General features: G+C 19.5%; 9 protein-coding genes. 6 read left to right on the top strand and 3 right to left on the bottom strand.

Annotated elements, in window-relative coordinates; genetic code table 4:
• Window positions 1-16: 16 nt before the first annotated feature.
• A complete protein-coding gene (gene leuS, locus EXC65_RS03000; RefSeq protein ID WP_129720014.1) occupies window positions 17-2,428 on the top strand; it encodes a leucine--tRNA ligase in 2,412 nt (803 codons plus the stop codon).
• Window positions 2,429-3,328: 900 nt separating this feature from the next.
• On the opposite strand, the gene EXC65_RS02995 is transcribed toward leuS, so the two are convergent.
• Window positions 3,329-3,889 carry a hypothetical protein gene (locus tag EXC65_RS02995; RefSeq protein WP_129720013.1) on the bottom strand — a complete coding sequence of 187 codons (561 nt, stop codon included), beginning with the start codon at window positions 3,887-3,889 and terminating at the stop codon, window positions 3,329-3,331.
• A 65-nt stretch (window positions 3,890-3,954) separates the two neighbouring features.
• Here EXC65_RS02995 and EXC65_RS02990 point away from each other — a divergent pair, with 65 nt between their 5' ends.
• The 5 genes from EXC65_RS02990 to EXC65_RS02970 all read left to right on the top strand — a co-directional run bounded on the left by EXC65_RS02990 (window position 3,955) and on the right by EXC65_RS02970 (window position 9,629).
• Window positions 3,955-5,289 (top strand): GntT/GntP/DsdX family permease, encoded by a 1,335-nt coding sequence (locus tag EXC65_RS02990; RefSeq protein WP_232018833.1) that lies wholly within the window; start codon window positions 3,955-3,957, stop codon window positions 5,287-5,289.
• Window position 5,290: 1 nt separating this feature from the next.
• The gene (locus tag EXC65_RS02985) at window positions 5,291-6,154 is read left to right on the top strand and encodes a hypothetical protein (protein WP_129720011.1); all 864 of its coding nucleotides are present in this window, start codon (window positions 5,291-5,293) and stop codon (window positions 6,152-6,154) included.
• On the top strand, window positions 6,138-7,313 hold the full coding sequence (locus tag EXC65_RS02980; protein WP_165001340.1) for a nucleotidyltransferase domain-containing protein: 1,176 nt from the start codon (window positions 6,138-6,140) through the stop codon (window positions 7,311-7,313). Before EXC65_RS02985 ends, EXC65_RS02980 begins: the two co-directional genes overlap by 17 nt.
• Before the next feature lie 173 nt (window positions 7,314-7,486).
• Window positions 7,487-8,866, top strand: a complete 1,380-nt coding sequence (locus EXC65_RS02975) for an ABC transporter ATP-binding protein/permease (RefSeq protein WP_165001339.1) — start codon at window positions 7,487-7,489, stop codon at window positions 8,864-8,866.
• On the top strand, window positions 8,853-9,629 hold the full coding sequence (locus tag EXC65_RS02970; RefSeq protein ID WP_129720008.1) for a hypothetical protein: 777 nt from the start codon (window positions 8,853-8,855) through the stop codon (window positions 9,627-9,629). Before EXC65_RS02975 ends, EXC65_RS02970 begins: the two co-directional genes overlap by 14 nt.
• Window positions 9,630-9,801: 172 nt before the next feature.
• On the opposite strand, the gene EXC65_RS02965 is transcribed toward EXC65_RS02970, so the two are convergent.
• Entirely contained in the window at window positions 9,802-10,596 is a 795-nt protein-coding gene (locus tag EXC65_RS02965) for a Rossmann-fold NAD(P)-binding domain-containing protein (protein ID WP_129720007.1), read from the bottom strand.
• A 1-nt stretch (window position 10,597) separates the two neighbouring features.
• Window positions 10,598-14,545 (bottom strand): glycosyltransferase family 2 protein, encoded by a 3,948-nt coding sequence (locus EXC65_RS02960; protein ID WP_129720006.1) that lies wholly within the window; start codon window positions 14,543-14,545, stop codon window positions 10,598-10,600.
• Window positions 14,546-14,781: the final 236 nt, after the last annotated feature.

Raw genomic sequence — 14,781 nt, 5'->3', positions numbered from 1 at the left:
ATATATAATTCAAATTATGTTTAAAAATCAATTTGACCATAAAAATGTTGAACAAAAATGACAAAAAATTTGAGATAAAACTAATGCTTTTAAAACAACAAATGATAAAAATAAAAAATATTATGTGTTAGATATGTTTCCATACCCTTCAGCTTCAGGACTTCATGTTGGACATCCTGAAGGTTATACAGCATCAGATATAGTAGCAAGATACAAAAGATTAAATGATTTTGATGTTTTACATCCGATTGGTTGAGATGCTTTTGGACTACCAGCTGAACAATATGCGCTTAATACCAAAAATCATCCAGCTACTTTCACAAATAATAATATAGAACTATTTAAAAAACAGTTGAAGTCACTTGGTTTCTCATATGATTGAGCTAAAGAAATAAACACTACAGATCCAAATTATTACAAGTGAACACAATGAATTTTTAAAGAATTATATAAAAATAATTTAGCAGAAATTAAAAAAATAGATGTAAATTGATGTGAAGAATTAGGAACAGTTTTAGCAAATGAAGAAGTTTTAACTGATTCAAAAGGAAATAAAGTCAGTGAAAGAGGGTCTTTTCCTGTTGTTAAAAAACCAATGTTTCAATGAGTTTTAAAAATCACTGAATATGCAGATAGATTAATTAAAGATTTGGATGAAGTAAATTATCCAGAATCTTTAAAAATTCTTCAAAAAAATTGAATTGGTAAGTCTAACGGTTATGTTGTTAAATTTAAAATAGAAAATTTAAACGAAATAATAGATGTTTTTACAACTAGAATTGATACAATTTTTGGTGTTACATTTTTAGGATTGGCACATGACCATGAATTTGCAGATAAAATCAAAATCAAAAATTCTAAATTTGCTAAAAAAATAGAACAAATCAAAAATTCAGTTAATGAAAAATTTCAAAACACTAATCAAAAAAACAAAGATGGTTTTTTTACTGGTTATTACGCAATAAACCCAATAAATAATAATAGAATACCAATTTATATTTGTGATTATGTATTTAAATCTTATGGAACTGGAGCTATTATGGGCGTTCCCTCCGAAGATGAAAGAGATAATGATTTTGCAAAATTATTTAATTTAAAAGTTATTGATATCTACAAAGTTAATAATGGTGAAAAAGTTCTTTTTAATACAATAAATTTTGATAATTTGAATCAACAAGAAGCAACAGAAAAAGTATTTATTTTTCTAAATAAATTAAATTTAGCTATTAAAAAAATTAGTTACAAATTAAGAGATTGAATTTTTTCAAGACAAAGATATTGAGGAGAACCTTTCCCTGTTTATTTCGATGAAAATAATAATATTTATCTTGAGGAAAAATTAGTTGAATTACCTTTTATTGAGGACATTGAACCTTCTAAAACAGGTGAATCACCATTAGCAAACAAAAAAGATTGATTAATTTTTGAAAAAAATGGTAAAAAATACAGAAGAGAAACAAATACAATGCCACAATCAGCTGGTAGTTCATGATATTTTTTAGCATATATATTAAAAAATGATGATGGAACTTACTTAGAATTAAATTCAGCAGAAGCATTTGAAAGATTTAAAAAATGAATGCCTGTAGATCTTTATATTGGTGGTCAAGAGCATGCTGTAGGTCATTTATTGTATTCAAGATTTTGACAAAAATTTTTATATGATAAAAAAATTGTCCCACATAATGAGCCATTTATGAAAATAGTAAATCAAGGAATGATTTTAGGTCCTGATGGTCAAAAAATGTCCAAAAGTAGGGGCAATGTAATAAACCCTGATGATATAGTTGAAGAACTTGGTGCAGATACATTGAGACTTTATGAAATGTTTATGGGGCCTTTAGTTGATACGAAAGAATGAAGCACAAAAACTATTAGAAGCATCAGAAAATGACTAGATCGTGTTTGAGTTATAATTACAAAATTTGCCAAAAACGCTCAATTATTGGATGCTAATTTTGAAGATAAAGAGTTTATTTCTATTTGACAAAACACAATTAAAGATACCACAGAAGCTATTGAAAAATTAAAATTTAATATTGCAATTAGTAAATTTATGGTATTTATAAATGCACTATATAAAGTGGAAAAAATACCTTCATTAAAACCTATTGAAGATTTTTTGATTATGTTATCTACTTTCGCACCTCACATATCAGAGGAATTATTAGAAATAATCAATTCTAAACAAATTAAATACCACAAATGACCAAAATATAATGATGAATTAATTATTTTGGAAAAAATTCAAATCCCTGTTCAAGTTAATGGAAAAATTAGAGGATTTGTTGAAAAAGAAGAAAAAGATACAGCTGAACAATTAATTCAAAAAGCAAAAAACATTACAAATGTTCAAAAACATTTAAAAGATAAGCCTATTAAAAAAGAACATTATGTTGAAGACAAAATTATTATTTTGAATAATTAAAGTGATGAAAACTTTAAAAGTTTACTGATTTTAAAGCAATAAATGATTCTTTTTTCAAAATATTTAAGAAAAGTTATGAAATTTTCCTTTCAAAGTTTTAAAAAGTATTAAAAAAACAATATTTATAATTAAAATTAAGCCACATTTACATAAAAATCAAAAATTTGAATTTATTGTATATAATATTTAATTAGGAACAAAATTTAAAACATGCTTTGCTTTTCCTAATAATAATGTTATTCATGCAATTAATGATTCGAATTTTTATTTTTTAAAAAAATAAGTGATTATTTAGATAAAAAAATGTTCCAAAATAATTATTCTCAAAATACAAAAAAAAATTTTACAAATGTTCTTATAAAAAATGTAAATGATAAAAAACTATTTAGAGGTGATAGTGTTTAAGTTATATTTATTGAAATTTTTTAATTTATAAAATAACAAGTTGAATCATAAATACAACTTAAATCCAAAATACGAACTTTTCACAATAAAACAATTGCAAAGCAATATAATTTTTTGAAAAAGAATTATTTATTTATCTAAATGATCATACAAAAATACTTATTCTTCTATATAACAATATAATTAAAATAGAAGAAAAAATCAAAAAATTTAAAAATAGTTAAAACTATAAAAAACTCTTTAACCCAAGTAGTAAAAGAAATAAATAAAAAAATACAGTTTAATCTTGAAATGGTAATAATTTAACAACTTTTAGATAAATTAAAAAAAAGAAAATGAAATAAGTTAAAAAGACTATAAAAAATGCCCAAAATTCAAACAGTTACCAGTTTTATAACGAATTTGTTGATTTTTAAATGATTAGCATAATTTATTTTTATTAAATATCGAAAACTTTTGTATTAAAAAAATAATCTTTTTAAAAAATTATTCTTTTTATAAAAAAGACTTATTTTTTATTTTACTCAAAATAAGATCTAGATTTTTTTCCAAAAATTGAGTATTTTTGTTGTTAATTATAATAAAGTCAGACACAACCTTTACAGTATGTGCGTTTTTGTTTTTTTTAAATTTTTCCTTTTTTTTAACTTTTTTTAATGTTTTAAAAAAAGTTAAATTAGTTTTTCTTTTTTCTCTTAAAATCCTTTTTAACCAATTTGCTTTTAAAAATATGCAAAAAGTTTGAGAATGTAGTTTTTTAATTTCTAAATAAATATTTTTATCATAAAGAGATTCTAAAACAATATTTTTATCTTTTGCTTCTTCCAAAATTAAATTAATAAAATTTAAATAAATATTTTTTATTTTAAACAACTTGGATAGTGATTCAGAAAAGTTATTTTCATTATATTCTATATTATTAATTTGCATTAATTTTTTTTGAATTTTAATAATTTTTATTCTTTGGAAATTATGTTTTTTTTCCAAATAAATACCTGTATGACTTTTGCCACTTTCACTCATTCCTCCAATAAATACAATAATATTATTTTTCATTTTTATACCTCAAATTATTTTTTTATTTAAAATAAATTTTATACTTTAAATGATATAATAAAAGCGTGGATATTTTTTGAATTTTCTTGCTTTTAATATTGGTAATTTTTTTAAATGTTAAATTTAAATTAAATATAATTTTTTTGTTAATTTCTATGTCTTTTTTAGTCATGCTTTTTACATTTTTGAACAAAAATAATGATTTAGATTTATTTCTTATTTTTAAAAATTATTTTTCATATGCTTTTTCAGAAAAAATAGGGAAAATTGGAACATGAATTTTGTTAGGATATATTTTTTCACATTTAATTGATGAATTAAATTTAATCAATATTAATGATATAAAATTCAATAAAAACACATTATTTATAGCTATATTTTTATTGAATTTTATATCATTAATATTGGCAGGTTTATTATTTTTTGAAATTGTTTTAATAATGTTTTTGTCTTTAATAAAAAAAATAAAACAAAAAATAAATTCTAAAATTTCATGAATGTGTTTATCATTGTTTTTAATTTCTATTGCATTAGGTCATATTTTTGTTTTTCCTTCAGTAGGTCCTTCTATTATTATTGAGAAGTTAAATATTGAGATCATTTCTATAAAAATTTACACAACTATTTTTTTATTTATATTTAATATATTTATTATTATGCACATATTTTTGTTTTTATTTAAAAACAAATTACTAATAAAAAATAATTTAAATTTAAATGAACAAACTCACCCAATCTTGCTATTAAAATATTTTTTATTTTTAATACCATTTTTTAGTATAGCTATTTTTAAATTTTTAAACTTAAAATATAAAAAAAATATTGTTTTTTATATTTTAAGCGAACCTTTAAGTTTTTTTGTAATTTTTATTGCCTTTTTATATTTTTTACTTGCTATAAAGAATATAAAAAATAAATCTAAATATAATTATAATTCATTAAATAATAAATTAAATTCAGCAGGAAACATAATTTTAGTAATTTGTTCTACTTCTTTATTATCATTTGCTTTACAAAACACAAACATAATTACTATGTTATCAACATCATTAATTCATAAAAAAGAACATTTAATTTTTTTGGCATTTGCCTTTTCCTTATTTTTAAGAGTTTCAATTGGATCTGCTACAATTTCTTTTTTAATTACTTTTTCACTTTTGGAAAAATTTATAATTTTTAATACAAGTTATTCACTAAAATATGTGGGTATTATTTTGTCTATTGGTGCAGGTTCTAGCTCTGTCTCTCACATAAATGATACAGGCTTTTGGTTAATTAATAAAACATTTGGTTTAAATTTAAAAGAAACATTTAAAATTTGAACTATACCTTTATTTTTCGTTAGTCTGATAATATTTTTTATTTCAATAATTTTATTTTATTCTGGAAAGGCATATTAAAATGAAAAAAATATTTAAGTTAAACAACTCTATTATAACTTTAAATTTAAACAAAAATTTAGTTTGCAAAAAAAATAATTTAAGTTTTTATCAAATAAGTTTAATAAATGAAATTAAAAAATATTGAAAACTACCTAACATTTATTTAAATGATAAAAAAATTTGTATGAGTATAATAAATGAACCTATTTTATCTGAGTATATTAAATATGATCAAATTCCTAAATTATTTTTTCAATCTCTAAATTTAAGCATTAAAAATATTCAACAAAAAATTTCATACACATACAATGATTGTGAAAAATTTTTTTTAAAAAGATATACAAGACTAAATGATTGGTATGGTATATTTTCAAATAACAAAAAATTGAAATTTATTTTAATTGTAAAACAAAAATACAAAAAAATTATAAAACAATATCAAAATAATTATTGAATTTCTAATGGTGATTTTCATTTTAATAATATTTTTTATCCTAATTTTTTAATAGATTATGACAATATAAATTTTTTTCCAATTTTTTATGACTTAGTAAATTTTTTAGCTTTTGAAATATTAAATAATATTTTTGGTATAAAACAAAAAAATGTTTTGAGATTACAAAAATATTTGAGACAAAATCAAATAAACAAAAAAAAATATTGTAAAAAAAAATGAATAAAAAATATAAAAAAAATTTATTTTTGATTTAAAAAAATAATAAATAATTTTGTTTTTAAAAATTTTATTTTAATTTTAGTTTTTAGACTTTTGACAATGAACAATTGAACAGAAACAAATTTATTTAAGCTTAAATATTTGTTTTATTTAAAAAATGAAAAAAAATTGTGATTATTTATGGAGAAAAATGTTAATTTCTTTTAATGGTTTAGATAAGGTTGGCAAAACAACGATTGCGAAGTTATTTTATTTACGAAATAGTGAAAATTGTATTTTTTTAAATATTATTTCTCCTTTGCAAAAAGGTGAATGATTTAAAATAAAAAATGAAGAATTAATTGATATATTTTTGGATGAATATAAAAAAATATATACTTTATCAAAACAAACAGAAAAAATAATTGTTTTAGATAAAGGATTGAAAGAATTGGAAAGAAGATTATTAGCAACCGCAATATTTAGCGGCATATCTAAAAAAAAATTTTATTTAACATGGAATCAAAAAATAAAAAATAAAAAAATCGAAGAAGAAAATGCTACTTTTTTAATAAAAAGAAAAAAAAGAATAATTGATTATAAAAACAAAAAATATTTTAGGTACCAAAAAATTTTACAAAATATTCATTTTACTTATAAAGCAAACATAGTTTTAAACATGGATAAAATAAGTTTATTTAATTCATTAAAAAAAATTGAAACATTTTTAAATTTAAATAAAAATTATTTAGAAAAATTAAGAAAAATAAAAAATATTGAATTAAATAAAGAAATGACAATAAAAAAATTTAATAAAATATTTTATTGCTATTTTTTGAAATTAAAATCAAAATATAAGTTTGATTATTTTTTAACTGGTAGTTATTCTAATTCTCAAAATTCTGAAAATAGTGATTTAGATATTTTGATTTTAATAGATGATAAATATTACAATTCTTTTATGCTAAATGAAAAAATTGGTACTTGAAATAATGTCGGTATTAATGTTATTTCAAAAAAATATAAAAATTTTGAATACATAAAAAATAGAAGTTATTTATATTTAGAAAAAAAGTTATTTATCAATGAAAAAAGAGATAAAATTGAAAGAGTTTTTAATTCTATTTATTTGATTCATTTGCTCAAATCTAAAATATTAAAAAAAGAAATAATTCCTATAAAAATTATTATTATTTTAATTAAAAATTTTTTTTATTTATTTGGCGTTGTGCCTAAAAACAAAAACGAAACTTTGTTATTTTTTGATTTTTTTATTGACAGAAATAAAAATCAAAAAAATAATTATGATTTAGTCTTGACAATTGAAAAGGAGTTTATAAAATGATGAAAAATATTATTTGGAAAAAAAGTAAATTTTCATTTTTAATAAAAATAAAAATTTTTATTTATGTGTTTTTTCTTTTTTTTGGCACACTTTTTATTTATTTACCTTCTTTATTTTTGCAAAAAATATATAGCAACAACTGAAATGTTTTGCAACAAATTTTTTTATTTTTTTCACTCACTTTAATAGCACGTCTATTTATAAATTACATAATAATGTTCACTGGTGAAAAAATTAAAAAAAGTATTGAATTTAGTTATCGTGAATTTATATATCAGAAATTGGTGTCACAAGAAAATGATGTATTTACAAAAACTAACATAAATTTTTTAAGTATTAGTATTAATAAAAATATAAATATTTACGCAGATAATTTAACAAATATAATTCAAAGCATTATTTTTACAACTGTAGCTTTTCTTTATTCACTAATTTATCTATTGTTACAGCATTATTCACTATTTTTATTTTCTTTTTTTATTATAATAATCTGAATTTTTTTTTCATTGTTTATAAAACCAAAATTATTTTATAGTATGAAAACTTTGAATAAGACTGAGGTTGAGTTTACTGATGATTTTAATAATATATTAAAAAATGCATATATACCAATAAATCTTAAAAAAGATAAATATGTTTTCAATAAAATACATAGCAAAAATCAAAATCTTTATTCAAAATCTAAAAAATTTATTATTATAAAATCTTTAAATAGTGCTTTTACAAATTTAATATTTGGTTTAAGTCAAATTGGGATAATAATTATTGGAATTTTTTTGCAAAAAAAACAATTATTAAGTAATGAAAATAGTTTATCATCTATAATATATTTATCAGGATTAATGAATATACCATTAGTTAGAATAGAAAAATTTTTTAATGATTTAGTTAGTTTGAAAACATCTAAAACAGAAATAATTAATAATATTGAAAAATGAGGTCTTAAAAGAAGAGAATTATTTTTTGAGCCCATTGAAACAATTTGTTTTAAAAATGTTTCATTAAATTTAACACCTAAAATAAACTTGTTTAAAAATGTAAATATTACTCTTGAAAAAAATGATATTTTAAAAATTTCAGGAAAATCAGGTGTTGGGAAATCTACTTTTGCTAACCTTTTAATTAAAAAAAATATAGAATATAGTGGCGAAATTCTTTTAAATAATAAATTTAACATAAAAAATTATAATATTAATTTAGGGTATATTCATCAAGAATTATCTCTTTTTCCGGGAACTATAAAAGAAAATATTGTTTTGGACAAAGGGGATGATGTTAATTGAAACATTTTTTATAAAGTTTTAGAAATTGTAAATCTTGTTTTTTTGAAAGATAAAATAGAATCAGATGTTTCAACATTGTCAATAGGTGAAAAAAGAAGAATAGAAATAGCTAGAGTTTTATATCATGAACCAGAAATTATTATTTTTGATGAAGCATTCACCGGAATAGATGATTTTAATAAAAAAATAATTCTCGAAAAAATGTTAAGTATGTTAAAAAACAAAATTTTTATTTTTATTACTCATGATGAAAAAATTCAAATTCACAATAAAGAAATTAAAATTAAAAAGGTAAATAATGAAAAAAATTAATGAATTAATTAAATTGATAAAAACACAATATAAATGTTTTAATATTATCATAAAAAAACATGGATCTTCTAAATATAAAATAAATTATAACATAACTAATTCCCCTAGACTATCAAGTGATGATGACATAATGATAATTTTTGATTTAAAAAACTTAGACTATAAAGATCTTAAAATTGCAATTCATAAAATAATTAATAATATATTTTTATTAGCTAAAGTTATGTGTGAAAAAGAATTATATAAAGTAAAACTTTTTCCTTCATTATTGAGAATTACAACCAAAGAAAAAATTTTTGATTTGTCATTTTGCTTTTTGAAAAATAACAATTATTTTACATTTGATAACATGAATAGCAAAGTTGTTAAAGTAGATTTGTTTACATTTGAAAACGAAATAAAAAAATTTATTAAAAAAACAAAATATGGTAAACATACCTTGAAATTCATTAAAACATTCATGGCATGTTATAGAATATATCAGCATAGATTGCCCAAAGGTCAATTGCTGACTATTTTGACGTTAAAATTATATAATGAGCAAAAAAACTTAGAATCCACTATTTTTTATACACTTAAAAATATTTTTGAATATGTTAAACAAAATTTTTTATTTTTTACAGATTCTAGTCCAGAAAAATTTATTTATTATAAAAAAATTAAAATAAAAATTAAATTTGATAAACTTGCATTTGAAAGTTTTATAAAAATTTTAAATAGTTTTTTAACTTTAGAAAAATCATTAAAACTTTATTTAAAATAATTTATATATAATTAATTTTGTGATTTTAATATTTGTTAATTTACTTTTAAAATCTAATATTACAAATTCAAAAAAAGTTTAAAATTTAAATAATGATTACAAAATCCATTTAAAATTTTAATGATTTAAGCAACTTTTTAATATAAAAAAATTTATTAAAAAAACAAAACATTTATTTATTGTTTTTTGTAAATTTTTTATTTTTTTTAATTACAGCAGAAATAAGTGTGCTATCTATATTATTAATTTTAAATTGATGTTGCAGTGATGCTATATCTTTAGGTAAACATTTACCACCATACCCTCTATTTTCTTCATAAACAAAAGTATGGCTAGACCCAATTCTTGGATCGGCGATTCATAACTCACGTGCGATGTTGTAATTTATATTTAATTTTTTAGCAATTTCATACATTTCATTACAAAAAGTGACTTTTGTAGCTAAAAAAGCATTTTCCATATATTTGGCAAGTTCAGCTTCATCACTAGAACATTGATAAATTTTAACATTTGAGTTAATTACTTTTTGATAAATTTTTATTGCTAAATTTCTTGCTTTTTCTCCCCCACCTAATGTTATTCAGTTTCTATCGCTCAACTTAGTAAAAGGGTGGGCAATAGTTTCGCCATAATATTCTGGCTGAAAAACAATCAATTTTTTATATTTTTCTACCATTTTTTTAGTAAAACCAATTTCAACTGTAGATCTTATAATAAACAATTTAGCATTACTTTCAGCAATTATTTCTTCAACAATTGATGTATCACAACTACCATCCTTTTTTTGATTAGTAGGAACACAAATAAAAACAGCATCACAAACATCTAGTTTTTTTATGTCTTTTTCAATTTTTACATTTTTGTCTTTGTTTAGCTTAGGGTCTATATCATAAATTAATGAATCAGTAAATAGCGATTTCATTGCTTTCCCTACTACACCATAACCAATTATTCCTGTTTTCAACATTTTAGTTAACTCCTATTTTTTCTTTTAAATCATCAATGTAAAACATTATGTCTTTATTTTGTATAAATTTTTTTGAATATTTTTTTATATTGTTTTTGATAAATTCTTCTAAGCTAAAATTATTTGAATATTCATACAATTTTTGCTTAATAACTTTAAAACATTTTAATTTATAAATGTTTAAAATATTTTCAAAATCTCAAGGTATAGAAGCTCTTAGAACATTTATATATTCAAAATCATTTGAACTATTAATTATTTTGTCTAGTGAATCTTCATTATAAAAAGCACCATTATTGTTAATATAAATAATTTTATTAAAATTTTTATTATTTAAAATTTCATTGTAAATTCTTTTTTCTTGTAAATTATCTTTTTTATAAATTCAAATTTTTTCTTTTAAGTAAACATCATATTTAATTAAAAAATTTATATAATCTTTTATTCTTTCGTTGCAATTGTTCAAAAATAAAAGCACTGTAAAATTTTGATTTTTTTGATTTTTTAATGAATCAAAGAATTTTTTAATTCTTTCTGGCGAAGAATTTTTTCAATTTAAAAATATTAAATTATCTTTTAATTCAATTTCAAATTTTGAAATAGCATTTATTTTATCTACTTTAGTACATTCAAAAATTAAATGCTCACCAATTAAATTTAAACTTTCTGTATTAACACCTGAAGTTTCTCATACATTATTAATTTTAAAATTTCATTTTTCAAAAAGAGCTTCATAAAATTTTATGTTTCTATGATGTTCATTTATTGTTGAAAAAATAGTTTTTTTATAAAAATTATGAGATTTTGAATATTCTTGAGTCCCATTTAACCTTGTTTCGGTTTTGTTTACATAATTATAAAAAGGATTACATATACTAATAATTGCTTTGCCATTTATTTCTAATAAATTATTTATTTTTTGTACAATATTTTTTGCTTCCAAATCATCAACAAAGCAAAGAACTAAGTTCGAATTTATTAGCTCAAATGTTTTTTTAATATCATTAACATCTTTATAAATTTCAATATTGTTTTTAGCATTAGCTTCTATAGTTTTTTGATCAGGGTCATAAGCTGAAAATTTTATTTTTTCGTTTAAGCTATTTGCAATTCTGCATTTACCAGCACCATAATCAAAAGCATTTTTTGGTTTGTGCTTTTCTATTATTTTTTTTACCAATGTATCATGTATATCTTCTTTCCTCAAATCATTAAAAAGCCTATAAAAAATTTCAATTCCATAATTACTATAATCTATTAATTGATATTTATTACAAAAATGACTTAAAACAATTATTTTTCAAAAATTTTGTGAATTTGTTGGGTATTTAAGCATTTTGTAAACAATTTTCATACTTTTGTTAAAGTGTTCTTCATCATAATGTAGAAATGACTCACCATAATCAATTCATTTAAGTTTGTCATTAACAACAATAAAGTTTTCTTTTTTAAAATTTGTAATTTCTAAATTATTTTTTTTCAAAAATTTAATTAAATTAATAATTTCAAGGACATACCCACTTTTGTAAATTTGAAATTTTGGTTCGAAAGGGTATTTTATTATAGAATTGGTTTTGTCTTTAATTACATCTACTTTTATTAATTGATTTTCTTTTTTTAAATTTTTTAATGATTCATTTACTTTATTTAAAATGTCTAAATTTTTTAATTTATAAAAAATTTTGTAAACTCATTTATCATCATGAAAAACAACGGCTTCATTTCCAGAACCTAATTTTTTTATATTCTTAATTTTAAAAACTTTTTTTATTTTATTTTTTAAAGAATCTTCATTTTGTAAAAGAAGTTTTTTTGAAAATGCAAAATTTCAAAAAGTATAATTTGATTTTATATTTTTTTCATCTATTATTTTTCTAAAACGTTCAATAAGTTTTAATAAATTTTTAAAATTAAAAAAATTACTATATTTTTGATCATTTGCAATTTTTAATAAGCCAATAATTCTAAAATAACACAAAACAAAATTAGTGCTTTTTTTTAAAAAATTAAGTTTAAATAGTTCATTAAATTCATCAATTGTTACATATCCATTATGTTCATAAATTTTAGTAAATGAATAACCAATAAAATCATCTATTATTTTTTCTATTTCATCTGCATAATTAAATTTAAAAAAATTATTTTCATGAAAAGTTGTAAAAGTAGAAGATACAATCTTAAATTTTTCTTTTTTAGCTAGAATTGTTCAAAAAAAATCACTTCTTCTTGCAAATTTTTTATTATATAAAAATGAAATGTTAGGTATTTTTAAAATGTTTTTGTTAAAAATTAAGGTATTACCACCTCTGTTTTTTGTAATAATTTGCTTTTCTGAATTGTTAAATAAAAATCTAGTTTGAGCCTTTTTCGCAAAAATATCATCTAATGTTTTGGTTTTGTCAAAATCAACTCTTAATGGTGTTTCTCAATGTGTTTTATTTTTTTCATCTGTCAAATCATAATAATAATCTTTTTTATAGTAAATTTTGTTGTCATATATATCATTTTTATTTAAATATTTAAAATAAACAAAATCTAATAGATTTGTTCTTAATGTAGATAAAAAAGGTAGTGGTGGTTGATTAGAGTAACCTCCTATAAGAGCATCACATTTATCTTTATATTTACTAATGACTTTATCAATTTGAACTTGTTTTTTTATTTTTTTAGTGCCATCAAAATTAATTTCATAAAAATCCATGTCATCATCTAAAATTCATGCTATTTCATTTTTTTGTATTAATTCATAAAGCATAAATTGCAATGTTGTTCTTGCTAAAGCAATTGTGTTTAAATTTTTATTGTTTTTGATTTGTGATTTTAAAATATTCAATTTTAAATTGTGTTTTATAAAATGTTTGGCTTCAGGCAATGTTATAAGTTTTAAATCAATATTTTTATAATCATTATACAAATGATCATATCCATTGTTGTTTTCAAAGTTAGCCAATGCAACAATTTTTGTATTTTTATAATTAAAATCTATAATGTTTTGAATAAATTTTCTTAAATTTTTTTCTGAGGTTGAAACAAAACTAAAGATAATTGTATTTTCATCATCACTTTTTTCTTTAAGTGATGAAAATTTATCATTGTTATTCGTATTTCTAGATCTAATTTTAAATTTTTGTTGAATATTTTTTACTGTTAAATGAACTTTGAATTTTTTTGCTCTTTCTAAAAAACTTTTTGTTTCATTATCATTCATTAATCCACCATATTTAACAAAAAATTTTGAAAAACTATCTCTTTTGTTTTTTACATCTTTTGTTAAACGTGATTTGGAATGTGAAGTGTTAATATTAACTAAAAAATCATTAATAAATTTTATTTTAGGTTTCAATAAAAAAATTCTTGTAAATAAATCTCTATCTGTTGTAGAAGATAGATTTTCATCAAATGCACCTGCTTCTAATAAAGTGTTGAGTTTAACAAATGTATTAGATCCTTGTATACCGGGATTAGTCACTAAAAAATCTTTATAGTTTAATTGTTTTTTAACTTTTAGTTTTGAAAAAAATATTTCATTTTTATCATTCTTATTAATAAAATTTAAATTTGATATTACAAGATCTACATCATTTTTACCATTTAATTTATTAACACATTTTTCTAAATATTCTTTTTCTCAAAAATCATCATCATCCAAAAAAGCAATGTATGTATTTTGAAATTCTAGTTTTTTTTCAATTTTTTTGCTTATTATATAAGTTAATGTGGCATTTAAATTAGCACCATAATTTTTAGCTCCATCATTTTCAAGAAATGTAAAATTAAATCTATTTTTCAATTCTTTTTCATTTTGTTTTTCTTCCAAAATATTTGAATTTGATGAAACTATTATTTCATGTGGCGCAAAGGTTTGGCTACTAACTGATAAAATAGCTTTTTTTAATAATTCAGAACGATTTTTAGTAGCTATTATTACTATAACTTTTATTTTTTTCATAATTATTCCTTAGAACCTTTTCATGACATTATATATATATATATATATTGGAAGAGTTTTTTAAAAAAACAAAAAAAACACATAAAAAATATCATTTTTTATCATTTTTTATTTTATTAATATAAAAATTGCATTTTTTGTACACAAAATTTCAACATAATTTTTTTAAATTTTAAAAAAACTAAAAATGTATTAAAATTTTATAGATAAAATTTATTTTAAATTTTTTACTATAA

Origin of the sequence: Mesomycoplasma neurolyticum (assembly GCF_900660485.1) — a bacterium.
Lineage (GTDB): Bacteria > Bacillota_I > Bacilli_A > Mycoplasmatales > Metamycoplasmataceae > Mesomycoplasma_A > Mesomycoplasma_A neurolyticum.
Note: the sequence above shows the minus strand (reverse complement) of the source record. Positions and strands in the feature narration are given on the sequence as shown.